Origin of the sequence: Brachybacterium sp. Z12, assembly GCF_014400405.1 — a bacterium.
Classification (GTDB): domain Bacteria; phylum Actinomycetota; class Actinomycetes; order Actinomycetales; family Dermabacteraceae; genus Brachybacterium.
Map to the genome: position 1 here is coordinate 2,896,621 of NZ_CP060496.1, position 13,939 is coordinate 2,910,559.

General features: G+C 70.3%; 12 protein-coding genes, 1 tRNA gene and 5 pseudogenes. 8 read left to right on the forward strand and 10 right to left on the reverse strand.

Annotation, left to right across the window (positions count from 1 at the left end):
• Window positions 1-88 precede the first annotated feature (88 nt).
• The 3 genes and pseudogenes from H3H54_RS15345 to nth (H3H54_RS19150) form a co-directional block, all read right to left on the reverse strand.
• Window positions 89-781: a CoA pyrophosphatase gene (locus H3H54_RS15345; RefSeq protein WP_262424546.1), complete on the reverse strand. Its 693-nt coding sequence runs from the start codon at window positions 779-781 to the stop codon at window positions 89-91.
• Complete coding sequence (gene nth / locus H3H54_RS15350) at window positions 778-1,080, reverse strand: endonuclease III (RefSeq protein ID WP_262426547.1); 303 nt, start codon at window positions 1,078-1,080, stop codon at window positions 778-780. Before nth (H3H54_RS15350) ends, H3H54_RS15345 begins: the two co-directional genes overlap by 4 nt.
• A 74-nt stretch (window positions 1,081-1,154) precedes the next feature.
• A pseudogene (nth, locus tag H3H54_RS19150) lies at window positions 1,155-1,469 on the reverse strand (endonuclease III domain-containing protein); the annotation flags it as partial.
• Window positions 1,470-1,626: 157 nt separating this feature from the next.
• Here nth (H3H54_RS19150) and H3H54_RS15360 point away from each other — a divergent pair.
• Window positions 1,627-2,304, forward strand: coding sequence for a Crp/Fnr family transcriptional regulator (locus H3H54_RS15360; RefSeq protein ID WP_316249057.1), 678 nt, complete (start codon window positions 1,627-1,629; stop codon window positions 2,302-2,304).
• A gap of 467 nt (window positions 2,305-2,771) precedes the next feature.
• Here H3H54_RS15360 and H3H54_RS15365 read toward each other — a convergent pair whose 3' ends face one another.
• The 4 genes and pseudogenes from H3H54_RS15365 to H3H54_RS19155 form a co-directional block, all read right to left on the reverse strand.
• On the reverse strand, window positions 2,772-3,593 hold the full coding sequence (locus H3H54_RS15365) for an MBL fold metallo-hydrolase (RefSeq protein WP_262424547.1): 822 nt from the start codon (window positions 3,591-3,593) through the stop codon (window positions 2,772-2,774).
• A 10-nt stretch (window positions 3,594-3,603) separates the two neighbouring features.
• On the reverse strand, window positions 3,604-4,107 hold the full coding sequence (locus H3H54_RS15370) for a RidA family protein (protein ID WP_262424548.1): 504 nt from the start codon (window positions 4,105-4,107) through the stop codon (window positions 3,604-3,606).
• Window positions 4,108-4,111: 4 nt separating this feature from the next.
• Window positions 4,112-4,282, reverse strand: a complete 171-nt coding sequence (locus H3H54_RS15375) for a DUF4177 domain-containing protein (RefSeq protein ID WP_262424549.1) — start codon at window positions 4,280-4,282, stop codon at window positions 4,112-4,114.
• Between the two features lie 94 nt (window positions 4,283-4,376).
• Window positions 4,377-4,678, reverse strand: a pseudogene (locus H3H54_RS19155) (WhiB family transcriptional regulator).
• Window positions 4,679-5,207: 529 nt separating this feature from the next.
• Between H3H54_RS19155 and H3H54_RS15385 the strand changes: the two are divergent.
• The 7 genes and pseudogenes from H3H54_RS15385 to H3H54_RS15420 all read left to right on the forward strand — a co-directional run.
• Window positions 5,208-6,841, forward strand: a pseudogene (locus H3H54_RS15385) (transglycosylase domain-containing protein); the annotation flags it as partial.
• 300 nt (window positions 6,842-7,141) lie between these two features.
• Window positions 7,142-7,318: a PASTA domain-containing protein gene (locus H3H54_RS15390; protein WP_262426504.1), complete on the forward strand. Its 177-nt coding sequence runs from the start codon at window positions 7,142-7,144 to the stop codon at window positions 7,316-7,318.
• 1 nt (window position 7,319) lies between these two features.
• Entirely contained in the window at window positions 7,320-8,033 is a 714-nt protein-coding gene (locus tag H3H54_RS15395) for a metallophosphoesterase (RefSeq protein ID WP_262424550.1), read from the forward strand.
• Between the two features lie 289 nt (window positions 8,034-8,322).
• Window positions 8,323-8,396: transfer RNA gene (locus H3H54_RS15400), tRNA-Pro, on the forward strand.
• A 574-nt stretch (window positions 8,397-8,970) separates the two neighbouring features.
• Window positions 8,971-10,275, forward strand: a complete 1,305-nt coding sequence (locus H3H54_RS15405; RefSeq protein WP_262424551.1) for a peptidoglycan-binding protein — start codon at window positions 8,971-8,973, stop codon at window positions 10,273-10,275.
• 208 nt (window positions 10,276-10,483) lie between these two features.
• Window positions 10,484-11,898 (forward strand): annotated as a pseudogene (locus H3H54_RS19735) (beta-N-acetylhexosaminidase).
• Complete coding sequence (locus H3H54_RS15420; RefSeq protein ID WP_262424553.1) at window positions 11,895-12,500, forward strand: LytR C-terminal domain-containing protein; 606 nt, start codon at window positions 11,895-11,897, stop codon at window positions 12,498-12,500. Before H3H54_RS19735 ends, H3H54_RS15420 begins: the two are co-directional and overlap by 4 nt.
• 16 nt (window positions 12,501-12,516) lie before the next feature.
• Here H3H54_RS15420 and H3H54_RS15425 read toward each other — a convergent pair whose 3' ends face one another.
• The 3 genes and pseudogenes from H3H54_RS15425 to H3H54_RS15435 all read right to left on the reverse strand — a co-directional run bounded on the left by H3H54_RS15425 (window position 12,517) and on the right by H3H54_RS15435 (window position 13,843).
• On the reverse strand, window positions 12,517-12,717 hold the full coding sequence (locus H3H54_RS15425; RefSeq protein ID WP_262424554.1) for a hypothetical protein: 201 nt from the start codon (window positions 12,715-12,717) through the stop codon (window positions 12,517-12,519).
• Window positions 12,718-12,794: 77 nt separating this feature from the next.
• A pseudogene (locus tag H3H54_RS15430) lies at window positions 12,795-13,160 on the reverse strand (hypothetical protein); the annotation flags it as partial.
• Between the two features lie 113 nt (window positions 13,161-13,273).
• Entirely contained in the window at window positions 13,274-13,843 is a 570-nt protein-coding gene (locus H3H54_RS15435; RefSeq protein ID WP_262424555.1) for a hypothetical protein, read from the reverse strand.
• Between the last annotated feature and the right edge of the window lie 96 nt (window positions 13,844-13,939).

Below are 13,939 nucleotides of genomic sequence, written 5' to 3' on the forward strand. Positions count from 1 at the left end.
CCGTCCGGCAACACTCAAGTCTATCGTGCCCAGGGCCTTCGATGGCGAGCCGATCCCTGCGGGGTGACCACGGCCACCGCGGCTGGGATCAGCGGCGCCGTTCGGGCGGGATCTCACGGACCGGGGCGGTGCTCGGCACCGGGTCCAGGCCGAGCCCGGTGAGCACCTTCTCCAGGATCATCGCGGTGAATCCCCAGACGAAGGCGTCATCAGGCAGGGCGAAGACGGGACCGACCCCCATCCCGCCGAGCGTGCCGCGCAGGCGGTGGGCGGGATCCGTGAGGGAGCCGGCACCGGTCAGCGGGGCCCAGACCAGGCGCTCGACCTCGATCGGATCCTGCACCCCGAGCGGCGGCACGGACGGGGACCAGCTCAGCACCGGGGTGACCCGCTGGATGCGCCAGGGCATGGAGATCGGGGCGAAGGCTCCGAGCACCTGCACGTCGGCGGGATCGAGGCCGGTCTCCTCCTGCGCCTCGCGGAGGGCTGTGTGCACGTCGTCGCGGTCACCGGGGTCCCGTCCCCCGCCGGGCAGGGAGAACTGCCCGGGCTGGGAGCGCAGAGCGTGCCCACGCTCTTCGAGGACCACCCGGGCGTCGTCCAGCCCGGTGCCGGCGACGTGGATCAGCACGGCGCTGCGGCGCACCGCACGGCCTGCAGGGTCCGGGTCCCGCGGATCCGGATCCCGGGAGACCAGCACGTCACCCTGCTCCGCCCGCTCGGCGAGGGGTGCGAGGAACTCTGCCACGCGGGGCAGACGAGAGTGGGGAGAGCTGTTCATGCCACACCGACCTGCGGGCAGTGCTCCCGGAGCACGCAGTCCCCGCAGCGGGGTGCTCGGGCGGTGCAGACGCGGCGGCCGTGGAGGATCAGGCGCAGGCCGAGGACGGTGAGGTTCTCGGCGTCGGATCCCGCGCCGTCGGCCTCCAGCTGCGCCACCACGTCCTCCTCGACGGCTCGCGGCTCGGAGCGTAGGGTCCAGCCCAGCCGGCGGGCGAGGCGGCCGACGTGGGTGTCCACGGCGAGCAGCGGGTGTCCGAACCAGGTGCCCCGCACGACGTGGGCCGTCTTGCGACCCACTCCGGGCAGCGCCTCGAGCTGGGCTTGATCGTCGGGAACCTCTCCCCGTGCCGCTCGATCAGACCTCTGGCCAGGCCGATGATGCGACGCGCCCGAGTGGCCCCCATTCCCAGTGGCCGCACCACATCGGTGACCGCAGCCTCCTCGGCCGCGGCGAGCGCTTCCGCATCAGGCCAGCGGGTGAACAGCTCAGGGGTGATCTGGTTGACGCGCACGTCGGTGGTCTGGGCTGACAGCACCGTCGCGACCAGCAGTTCCATGGCGTCGCGGTGGTCCAGCTCCGTGCGCGCATCGGGGTAGAGTTCCCGCAGTTCGGCGGCGATGATCGCGGCCGGGGCAGGGGCGCCGACCAGGCGCTCATCACCGCCTCGGGAGATGGACCTCGGCATCTGAACGGCTCCTCATCTCACGGGTGGCGGACTTGCACGGCGCGGGCACGATAGTGTTTGACCATCATGTGACAGTCGCCACCGGAGGTCGTGGCGCCCGCCACAGACGACTTACAGCACGGTCCCGTCAGTCGGGACCCCACACTCAGGAGGTTCCGTGGACGAGAACATCGTACGGTCATCGCCGCTGTTCGCTGCGCTCGACGAGGACGGCAAGCAGGCCGTGCTGGCGTCGATGAAGCAGGAGGACTACCACCGCAGCGCCACCATCTTCCGCGAGGGAGATCCGGGCGACAGGCTCTTCATCATCAGCTCCGGCAAGGTGAAGGTGGGCCACGCCTCGGGCGACGGCCGCGAGAACCTGCTGGCCGTGCTCGGCCCGGGCGAGACGCTCGGCGAGCTGTCGCTGTTCGATCCCGCGCCGCGCAACGCGACCGCGACCGTGGTCGCCGAGTCGACCCTCTACTCGCTCTCGCAGCAGGACCTCTACCGGGTCCTCGCCCAGCGCCCCGAGGTGGGCCGCCATCTGCTCGCCTCGCTCGCCCGCCGCCTGCGCAAGACCAACGAGTCCCTCGCCGACCTGGTCTTCGCCGACGTGCCCGGCCGTGTCGCCAAGAACGTCCTCGACCTCGCACAGCGCTTCGGTCGGCAGACCGACGACGGCGTGATGGTCGCCCACGGCCTCACCCAGGAGGAGCTGGCCCAGCTGGTCGGCGCCTCCCGCGAGACCGTCAACAAGGCCCTGGCGGACTTCGCCTCCCGTGGCTGGATCCGGCTCGAGGCCCGCGCCGTCCTGATCGCGGACGTCGAGCGACTGCGCCGCCGCGCCCGCTGATTTGGGGCACCCCGGACACGCGCACCCGTAGCGCCGCCGGGACACGCACACCGAGACCACCGATTCCTTCCGGTTATGGAAGGAATCGGTGGTCTCGGCGTTTGAGGCCCGCGTGTTGGGGTGACGCCCCGTGCACACCCGCTACTGACCGCGCCCCGCTTCACCAGGCCCGGCCCATCTGACCGGGCCCGGGATGCCGTCTCACCAGGCCCGGCACCTCGACCCGCCAAGCCCCGACATGCCGTCACCAGGCTCCGGCGCCCCGTCTGACCAGGCCCAGCACCCCGACCCACCCCAGCCACGACATGCCGTCTCGCGTCCGTCGAGAACACTGATCCCTTGCAGGAACGGGAGATATCGGCGTTCTCGACGCCCGCAAACCGCGTGTCGGCAGGCGTGCTCGACACCCCACGCGCGTGTCGGGACGCGTTCTGGACGCGCCCGCACACCGGGCAGGAATGCCCGGCTCAGTGCCCTTCGGCGAGGTGGTCGAGGGTGGCGCGGAGGTTCCAGCGGGCGGCGTCCCGCAGCTGTTCGGGAAGCTCGGCGCCGTAGACCACCCGCAGCAGACGCTCCATGGTGAGCACCCCGGCGGTCCTCGCCCTGCGCACCTGCTCGATGCGATCGCGGCGGTGGGCGATGGCCTGCTCGAGGGCTTCGAGCACGTCCAGCGGCGAGTCGTAGACGGGGCCGTGGCCGGGATGCACCGAGCCGATCCGGCCGTCCACCGCCATCGCACGCAGGATCGCGAGCGACTGGAGATACTCGGTGAGGGAGCCGCCGTCGTCGGGGACGATCACGGTCGAGGAGCCTCCCAGCAGCGTGTCACCGCTGAGCATGCGCCCGCCGGCGACCAGCACCCCCACCGAGTCGGAGGTGTGGCCGGGCAGATGGATCACGTGCCCGACGGTCCCGTGGTCTCCCTCGAGGGTGGCGGGCAGGGGCCTGGAGCCGGGCACCGCCGACTGGTCCGCAGCCCGCAGCGGGACCTCGAGCCCGCTGCGTGCGGAGAGCTGCCGAGCCAGGGTCGCGGCACCGGCGGTGTGGTCCAGGTGCCGGTGGGTGACCAGTACGCCCTGCGGCCGCGCATCGGTTCCGCAGGTCATCAGCAGCTCGGCGAGATGCTCGGGGTCCTTGGGTCCGGGATCGACCACCCAGACCTGGTCCCCGTCGCGCAGCACGTAGGAGTTGGTGCCGGCCAGGGTCATCGGGCCAGGGTTCTCCGCGCGGACGGCGATCAGCTCGACCGCGGCGGCCTCGGAGTCGCGCTGCGGGGCGTGCTCGTTCATGGCGTGCCGCTCAGGCCGACGGGGCGGCCGCGCCGTCGAGCTCCACCAGCAGGTCGAGCTCCACCGGCGCATCCATCGGGAGCACGGCGACGCCGACGGCGGCGCGGGCGTGCGCACCGGCCTCGCCGAAGATCTCTCCGAGGAGCGTGCTCGCTCCGTTGATCACCGCCGGCTGGGCGGTGAAGGACGGGTCGGAGGCGACGTAGCCGGTCAGCTTCACCACGCGCACGATCCGATCCAGGTCCCCCACGAGCGCCTCGATGGCCGCCAGCGCGTTGAGGCAGCACACTGCGGCGAGCTCGGAGGCCTGCTCCTGGGTGACAGCCGCACCGACCTTGCCTGTCAGCGGCAGTGCGCCGTCGACGAAGGGCAGCTGTCCGGAGGTGTGCACGTGGTTCCCGCTCGCCACGGCCGGCACGTACGCGGCGACGGGGGCGGCGACGCTGGGCAGCGTCAGCCCGAGCTCATCGAGCCGGGCGCGGATGCGGGCGCTGCGACCCGGGGCGGCCGTCATCGACTCAGCCCTCGCCGAGGGGGCGCTTGAGGTACGCGACCAGGTTCTCCGGGTTCGGTCCCGGCACGACCTGGACCAGCTCCCACCCCTCCTCGCCGTAGTTGTCGAGGATCTGCTTGGTGGCGTGGATCAGCAGCGGAACGGTCAGGTATTCCCAGCGGGTGTAGGTGCTCATATCGCGAGCCTACCGGTGCTGGCGCAGGTGCGCCGGGACGCCGAGACGCAGCAGCCCCGCGAGACCGCCCGACCCTGGGGACGTCGCGCCGCCGTCAGCTGCCGACTGCCTGCTGCGCGGCGCGGCGCAGCGCGGCCGACCAGTCGCGCACATCGGGGTGGCGGCGCAGCAGCCGGCGTCGCTCGCGCTCGGTCATCCCACCCCACACCCCGAAATCGACGCGGTTGTCCAGCGCGTCGGCCAGGCACTCGGTCCTCACCGGGCACGCGCCGCAGGCGGTCTTGACCGCATGCTGCTCGCGCCCTGCACGAAAAAACCGTCCGGATCCATGCTCACGCAGGCGCCTCGTGTGGCCCAGCTCGAGTCTGTGGTGATCGGAATTGCCCCGATTGTCATCCTCGTCCCCTTCCCAGGTCCCGGATCCACGTTGATCCGTACATGTGTCTCACTGTATGGAGACGGCCGCCACAGTGCAAAACCTGCCGTGCTGCTGACACAGGGCCACTAAGCATGCTAATAGGGCGTGCCGCGGCAGCGCGCTGCTCGTCGGTCTCGTTCGCGCATCAGGTTCGTGAAGATTCCGCGCTCGTGGCATGCCTCATGGTCGCCACCATCTGGCTCCCCGTACTGTGTGACCATGGCCCGCACCACGTCCGCGCCCACCTCCGGTCGCTCCCTCCCCGTCGCCCTGCTCCAGACCGTCTATCTGCTGCTGGGGCTGCTCGCCGTCTCCGCCCTCGCCGGGGTACTGCTGGCGGCGTTCTTCCTGCCGCTGGTCTCCGCGAGCTCGGCGGTAGCCAAGGACGGGGTGGACCTGTTCGACTCGTACCCGAGCGAGCTCGAGGTCGAACCGCTGAATGAGGCCAGCCGCATCGAAGCGGCCGACGGCTCGTTGCTGGCGACCTTCTACACCGAGAACCGCATCATGGTGCCGCTCGAGGAGATCTCTCCGCACATGCAGCACGCGGTGATCGCGGTCGAGGACAGGCGCTTCCGCGAACACGGCGGCATCGACCCCAAGGGCATGATCCGCGCCTTCGCCTCGAACACCGCTGGCGGCGCCACCCAGGGCGGTTCGACGCTCACCCAGCAGTACGTGAAGAACGCGCTCCTGATGGATGCCGTCCAGCGAGGCGATCAGGAGGACATCAACTCTGCGACCGAGCAGTCCTACGGCCGCAAGCTGCGCGAGGCGAAGCTCGCGCTGTCGCTCGAGAAGCAGTGGTCGAAGGACGAGATCCTCAACGCGTACCTGAACGTGGCGCAGTTCGGCCCCTCGCAGTATGGAGTGGAGACGGCTCGCGCCATTACTTCTCCAAGAGCGCCGTGGACCTCAATCCGGGCGAGGCCGCGCTGCTGGCAGGCGTCACCAACGGGCCCAACCAGTACGATCCGGTCTCCCATCCCGAAGCTGGCGAGAAGCGCCGCAACGAGGTGCTGACCGACATGCGCCGCGACGGGTACATCACCGACGAGGAGCACGAGGAGTACTCCTCGCAGCCGGTCGGGGAGATGCTCAAGATCCAGAACGTGCGCGCGGGCTGCGCGGATGCCGGCACCAGCGGCTTCTTCTGCGACTACGTCACCCGTTCCCTGCTGAACGATCCGACCTTCGCGCCCACCTACGAGGAGCGCCGCAAGCTGCTCTACGGCGGCGGGCTCACGATCCGCACCACGCTGGATCCGCAGACGCAGGCCGCGGCCACCGAGGTCCTGCAGCGCAAGGTCCCCGGCGATGCCCAGCACGGCTTCGGCCACTCGATCGTGACGGTCGAGCCGGGCACCGGAAATATCCTCACGATGGCCGAGAACCGGTCGTTCAACCCCCACCAGGAGGTTCAGCCGGGCGAGACCGCGATCAACTACAACGTTCCGCAGGCGCTCGGCGGCGGAAGCGGCTTCCCGGTCGGCTCGACGTTCAAGCCCTTCGTGCTCCAGCAATGGCTCGAGCGCGACCGGTCCATCTACGACCGGGTCAGCACGGCGCGCGAACCGATCACCTACGCCCCGGCGAAGTGCCTCGGCGGCGGGGCCTGGCGGGAGACCCCGGGCTGGAACCCGGACAACGCGGTCTCCGTGCGCATCGCCCCGATGGAGACGGTCCTGAACTCGACCAAGTTCTCGATCAACACCAGCTTCACGGACATGTCCAGCCAGCTGGACCTGTGCGAGATCGCGGACTCCGCGCGCAACATCGGTGTCGTCCCCGCGACGTACAACCCATACGACCCGACCACCTGGGAGATGCCGATCGAGGACATGTACGGCACCGGCCTGGCACCGGCGGCACTGGTCCTCGGCGAGCTGAACATCTCGGCCCTCGACATGGCTGGCGCCTACGCGACCTGGGCCGCAGGCGGCACCTACTGCAAGCCGCAGGCCATCACCGAGGTCATCGATCGCAACGGCGACGCGATGGAGATCTCGGGAGCCGAGTGCCACCAGGCGGTGGAGAAGGAGATCGCGGACACCATGGCCTGGGTGCTCCAGCAGGACCTCGAGGATCCGAAGGCGACCGGTCGCGGCAAGATCATCGACGGCCACCCCGCGGGCGGCAAGACCGGCACCTCGGGTCGCCAGTTCCACACCTGGTACGTCGGCTTCACCCGCCAGATGTCCACGGCGGTGTGGTTCGGACACCCGCAGGGGGACGTGCGCCCGGGCGGTTTCGACGTCGACGGCCAGATGCTCCGGAGCGGCAGCGTCTGGGGCAACACGATCTCCCTGCCCACCTGGCAGGAGTACATGAACCGTGCGCATGAGGGCCTGCCCAGCAAGCCGTTCCCGGGGGCTCCCAACCCCTCGAGCAAGCCCGCCGGCGAGAACATCCAGCAGGGTGTCGTGCCCGATGTCTCCGGCATGGTGCTCAGCAAGGCGCAGGCCACCGTCGAGGCCGCCGGGTACCGGGTCGACGTGCGCAACGAATCCAGCTCCGATGTCGATCAGTGGTACGTGATCGGCACCGATCCGGCGCCCGGGACCCGGCTGCCCGAGCACGAGACCGTGGTCATCCGCCAGTCCTCCGGAGAGGGCTGAGATGCCGCTGACCTCGACCGCCGCCAAGACTGCGGGCGCCCTGGGCGCCCTGGGACTGGGGGCCGGCGCAGCGGCGCACATCTGGGCGCGCCATATCGAGATCCATCAGTACACGCTGCGTGAGCTGGAGCTGCGGATCCTCCCGCCGGGCGCTCGCACGATCAGAGTGCTCCACATCAGCGACATCCACCTGATGCCGGATCAGGATCGCAAGCTGGCGTTCCTCGAGCATCTGGGGATGCTGCAGCCCCACCTGGTGATCAACACCGGGGACAACATCTCCTCCGCCGCCTCCGTGCCGGTCCTGGCCGAGGTGCTGGCGCCGCTGCTGCGGCGGCCCGGCGCCTTCGTGCTGGGTTCGAACGACATGTTCGCGCCTGGCCCGAAGAACCCCGCGCGGTACCTGCTGCCGGATCCGCGCCCGGAGGGCATGACCGAGCCGAGGGAGCTGACGCTGCCCACCGAGGAGCTCGTCGGGAGGCTCTCCGAGCACGGCTGGAAGGACCTCACCAACACCCGCGCGAGCATCGAGCTGGGCGGCCTGGAGGTGCGCCTGGTCGGGGTCGACGATCCCCACCTCGAGCGTGATGAGATGCCTGCCGCGACCTCCCCGGCCGCTCCCCTCCCGGAGCACGGCAACGTGCTCCGCCTGGGGTCGCGCACGCGCCCTACCAGCGGGTCCTGGACTCCTTCGTCGCCGACGGCGCGGACCTGATCCTGGCCGGCCACACCCATGGCGGCCAGCTGCGACTGCCGGGGATCGGCGCGCTGGTGACCAACTGCGACCTCCCCGCCAGCAGGCGCGAGGCCTGTCCGACTGGAGCCGGGTGCCCCTGCACGTCAGCGCCGGGATGGGTGCGAGCCCGTACTCGAACTACCGCTTCCTGACTCCGCCGGAGGCGACGTTGCTCACGTTGCGCGCCCCGAAGCGCTCCTCGGGCGAGTGAGCGCGGCCGACGCCTGCTAATGTTGCTCCTCGGTGAACCGCTTCGGCGAGGCACCTCCGGGGTGTGGCGCAGCTTGGTAGCGCGCCTCGTTCGGGACGAGGAGGTCGCAGGTTCAAATCCTGTCACCCCGACCGGAGAGAAGGGCCGTGGGATCGAGAGATCTCACGGCCCTTCTCGTCATTCCCGGCGCGTCATTCCGGGCGTCCGCCCCGCGGGATCACCCCCGACCCGCACCCCGATATGCCCCCGGGCGCGGAGGGCATCGCAGGTGCCGGAGCGGCGTCCTCACCTCGAATATCTCCCGGAATGCTCGATATCGAATTTCCGATACTCATTCACCGTTGAATTACAGTCGCGTAATTACCACAGCGGTATGAGCGATTTCGAGGGGAACACGGGGCAGCTTCGTTGTTTTTTGTAAAATCTTAGTAAAGACGTAGATGGCGGCAGGCAAACTCCCCTGTGGGGTGCCCACGACCTGCACATACAGTGGCGGATGGTGCCGCCCTGCTCGGACGGCGCTCACCGGGTTGCCGCCTTCCCGTCACCGGCCCGGTCGCTTCCTCCCCTTCCCTGGTGACGGGCGCAGGCCTCGCGCGCGACATCCCCGTCGCCGCACAGCCCTCTGCGTGGCGACAGAGAAAGTGATCGCTACCGATGTTCCGCACAGCTCCACGAGGCACGCACCGGGCCACCGGCCGTGCCGTGATCGATTACCGAGGGCTCGCCGCCCCGGTGGGTCGGGGTGTCGGAGGTGCCGCCGTCATCGGCGCAGTCTCCGCCACCGCCGCCCTCGCCGGCGGCGCCACGGCCACCGCCCAGGCGCCCGCCGCCTCGACCTTCGGGACCGTGCGCGGCGCCGCCCCCAGCGTCGCCCCCGCGTCCCCGTCCCAGCACACCTCCGTCAAGCTCCGTCTCGGCGCTCGCGGAGCTTCCGTGACCTACCTCCAGCAGCAGCTCAACGCCCATGGCGCATCCCTGAACACGGATGGCGTCTTCGGCGCGGCCACGCTGCGTGCCGTCAAGAGTCAGCAGTCCCGCGCCGGCATCGGCGTCGACGGCGTGGTCGGTCCCAAGACCTGGAGCGCCCTGACCGGCTCCTCGTCCGCACCGGCGAACCCCTCGTCCGGCAGCTCGCAGCCCAAGCTCCGCACGGGCAGCCGCGGAGCGGCCGTGACCACCCTGCAGAAGCAGCTCAACTCTGCCGGAGCCTCGATCGCGCAGGACGGCAAGTTCGGCCCCGCGACCGCCTCGGCTGTGCGCAGCCTGCAGTCGTCCGCCGGGATCGGCGTGGACGGCGTGGTCGGCCCCAAGACCTGGGCGGTGCTCGGCAACGGCACCTCGATCGGCGGTGGCGGCGGCTCGACCTCCGCTCCGTCGAAGCCCACGTCGCAGCCCAAGCTCCGTCAGGGCGATCGCGGCAACGCCGTGAAGACCCTGCAGACGAAGCTCAACGAGCGCGGTGCCTCGATCGCCGTGGACGGCTCCTTCGGCCGTGGCACGGCGAACGCGGTGCGCTCCCTCCAGTCCGCCGCCAAGATCGGCGTGGACGGCGTCGTCGGCCCCCAGACCTGGAACGCGGCCAACAGCAACGTCCGCATCTCCGGCGGCGGGGCGAGCCGCGACGACAACCGCGGCCCCAGCACCGGCACCTCGGTCAACGGGCAGGCCATCGTCAACGCGGCCCGTGCCCAGACCGGCCTCCGCTACACCTGGGGCGGCTCCTCGCCGTCCACCGGCATGGACTGCTCCGGGCTGGTGTACTACGCGTACAACCAGGCCGGGGTGAACCTGCCGCGCAAGACCGCGAAGGGCTACACCTTCGGCGGTCGGATCATCTCCCAGTCCGAGGCGAAGCCGGGCGACCTCGTCGCCTTCACCGGCAACAACTACGGACACATGGGGATCTACACCGGCAACGGTCGCATCATCGACGCCTCCGGCTCGCGCCAGCAGGTCGTCGAGCGCTCCATCTGGAACGCACCGCACGTGTTCGTCACCTACCGCTGATCATCCGACCAGCACGCAGGAGACGGATATAAGGCCACGACGGCCTGCTCGACGCGAGAGCGTCACCGGGAAGGAGCAGGGCGGCGTGAGGGAGCCCGGTCGGCATCGCCGACCGGGCTCCCGTGCATCTGCCTGATGGCGACGTGACCCACGCCTCCGTGGCAAACTGGTGTGGATCACGATCGCTGTCGTCGTTCCAGGAGATTCCATGTCCGATCCCATCGCCCTCGTCCCGCTGCCCCAGTCCGTCGTGTGGTCGGAGGGCGTCTGGACGACGAGCGATCCCTGGGAGGGGCTCTCCGTCGGCCTGAACGACTCCCTGCCGCCCACGGAGTACGCGCTGTCCATCTCCCCCGCGGGAGCGGCTCTCAGCGCCGGCAGCGAGGCCGCGCTCGCGGACGGCCGCAACACCTTCGCCCAGATCGTCACCGGGGCGGAGGGAGCGATCCCCTGCGTGACGATCTCGGACCGCCCGAAGTACGCCTGGCGCGGTCTCCACATCGACGTCGCCCGTCATTTCCTCCCGGTCGAGGAGATCGAGACGTTCATCGATGCGATGGCCCTGCACCGGCTCAACGTGCTGCACCTCCACCTCACCGACGATCAGGGCTGGCGCGTCGAGATCAAGGGCTACCCGCGACTGACCGAGGTCGGTGCCTGGCGTGAGCAGACCCTGATCGGGTCCATGAACACTCCTGAGGAGACCTGGGCCTTCGACGGCACGCCCCACGGCGGTTTCTACACCCAGGAGGACCTCAAGGGCCTGGTCGAGTACGCACGGCGCCGCGGCATCATGATCGTGCCCGAGGTGTGGACCTGCCCGGGCACATGCAGGCCGCGATCGCCGCCTATCCCGAGCTCGGCAACTTCCCCGAGCAGCAGGTGGGGGTGCGCGAGGTATGGGGCATCTCCGACCACGTCCTCGGAGTCTCCGACGAGGTGTTCGACTTCCTACGCGATGTGCTGACCCAGATCGCCGGCATCTTCCCCGCCCCCTACGTGCACATCGGCGGCGACGAGTGCCCGCGCGGGGAGTGGGAGCGCTCGCCCGCCGCACGTGCACGGCTGAACGAATGGGGGCTGACCCGGATCTCCGAGCTCCAGGGCCGCTTCACGCAGTTCGCCTCCGATGTCCTGCGTGAGCACGGCAAGCGGGTCATCGCCTGGGATGAGGTGCTCGAGACCCATCTGCCCGACGACACCATCATCATGAACTGGCGTGACGCCGCCGGTGTGGGGACCGCGGTCGATCGCGGGTTCCAGACGATCATCTCCACGCACGATCAGACCTACCTGAACTACTACCAGGCGGATCCGAAGGGCGAGCCCGTCGCGCTCGGGAAGCCCACCTCGCTCAAGGACGTCTACACCGCACAGCTCGAGCCCGCGAAGCTGTCCGAGGACAAGCGCGGACTGCTGCTCGGGGTGCAGGCCCAGCTGTGGTCCGAGTACCTGCCCGATGCCGCGAGCTTCCAGTACATGGCCTTCCCCGCCTGTGCGCCCTCGCCGAGCGTGCCTGGGGCTCCCCGGAGCAGAGCTGGGAGGAGTTCGAGGAGCGTCTGCGCGCCCACCTGCCCCGCCTGGACGCATTCGGCATCCGTTACCGCCCCTGGACTGAGATGAGCTCCTCCCACCACGATGCGCACCCGTACGGGCGCTCGGCTGACGACGTCCGGCGTCGTGATCAGCGCCTGCGTCGCACCCGGCGGATGCGGGCGATCCAGCTGACGATCTTCTCGCTCCTGGCCGTGGTCCTGGTCGCGATCGGGGTGTACGCCGTCGGGGAGCTGCGGGAGCCGTCGGCCGAGCCCGGGGTCATCTCGCCGAAGTCCTTCGGGCGCGACCCTGTCGAGCTGACCTGCCCCGAGCCGGACGCTGTGCCGCTGCCGCCCGGGGACGTCACGGTGACGGTGATGAACGGGACCTCCCGCGGCGGTCTCGCCGGGGACGTCTCTGAGGATCTCGCCGGACGCGGCTTCGTGCTCGAGACCCCCGGGAACACTGGGAAGGCCTCGGGGCCCGCCACGATCGTGCACGGGCCCGACGGCTACCTGGCGGCGGAGTCGGTGCGGGTGCAGGTGCAGGGCGCCCAGCTGAGTCTGGATACGGCTCGTGAGGGCACGGGGGTGGACCTGCTGCTCGGGGACGGCTTCACGGGCCTGGAGGACGAGGCCACGGCCACTGCGGCTCTCGAGCAGCCCGTGACGATGCCGGAGGACTGCTGAGGCCCCTTCGTGCGGGTCAGTCCTCCCAGGCGCGGCGGTCGGCCTCCATGCGCGTGCCGATCCACAGGCTGACGCTCCCGCCGAAGAGCAGCAGGGCGACGATCGTGCCGAACACCGCTGCGGTGCTCGGGGTGGAGGGCAGCAGGCCGACCAGCAGGCTGTTGATCCCGGTGACCTCCGGCCCGGCGTCCGCGCCCGCGGCGAGGTCCGGGTCCACGTCGACGACGAAGTTCGCGCTGACCGGGATTCCCCGCTGTCGAGCACGTGATACGTGATCACGGCGGTGCGCCCCGTGAACCCCTCCTCGGGGGTGAAGGTCACCGCACCGTTGCCCGCCACGGTGTACACGCCCTCGCCGGGGATCAGGAGGCGCTTGCCGCGTCCGTTCTCGAGCTGGGAGAGGTTCGTGGCGGAGAGCGAGCTGATCTCGACCGATTCGGGCACCAGAGGCTGCGATCCGCTGCCGGCGGTGTCGTTGCCCAGCACGTCCACGGTGAGCGCTGTCTCGGGCGCGGTGCGGCCCTCGTCGTCTCGCAGCGTGGCGACCACCGGCGAGAAGACAGCCTCGAGGGTGGCGTCGATGGGGTTGTCGGCGTAGACGCCGCGGGCGGTCACCTCCACTGATGCCACCGACTCCGTGAACCCGGCCTCCGGGGTCATCCGCACCACGCCGGTCGCGAAGTCGATCTCCCAGGTCCCCTCGCCGGGGACCGTCAGCGTGGTGCCGTCCTCCGAGAGCTCGGCCCCCTCCGGCAGCGATCCGGGGTCGAAGCTCAACGAGTCCGAGCGGATGTCCCGGATCCCGCTGCCGAGGTCGAAGCTGATCTCCTCCCCGGCGGGCCTGCCTGCGACCGGGGCAGCAGGATCGGGTAGGCGGTGCTGAGCAGCGCGGTCGCGGCCTGGGCGCCGTCGCCGTCGCCACCGGTGATGCCCATCGGGGCGGTCTCGCGCACCTCCGCGCTCTCCGGCGAGAACCGGACGGTGGCCGCAGCGCGGTCCAGCTCCCAGGTCCCCTCTCCCGGCACCACGACCTGGGTGTCATCTGCCGAGGCCTCGAAGGACTCCGGATCGCCGAGCGGCTGGAGCCGCAGGGTCTCCGGATCGACGTGCTGCTGCCCCTCGCCCACCACGAACACGATGTCCTGCCCGTAGGGGGCGGACCAGTCGAGGTCCGAGATGATCGGGACGGTGAGCGTCACGCGTCCGGCACGTTCTGTCGCACCCTCCTCGTCCTCGACCACGAAGCGGACCGGGTCGATCTGACGCCCCATGCCGAGGCTGGACGGGGTGAGGGTGAGCGCACTGCCGTCGGCCGCGAGCTGCCAGGTCCCCTGATCGGGCACGGTGACCCGGCTCCCGTCGGACAGCGCCGTGGAGCCGGCGGGCAGACCGACCAGGTCCAGTCGGAGGGCTCCACCGGCCGGGACATCCCCGTGACA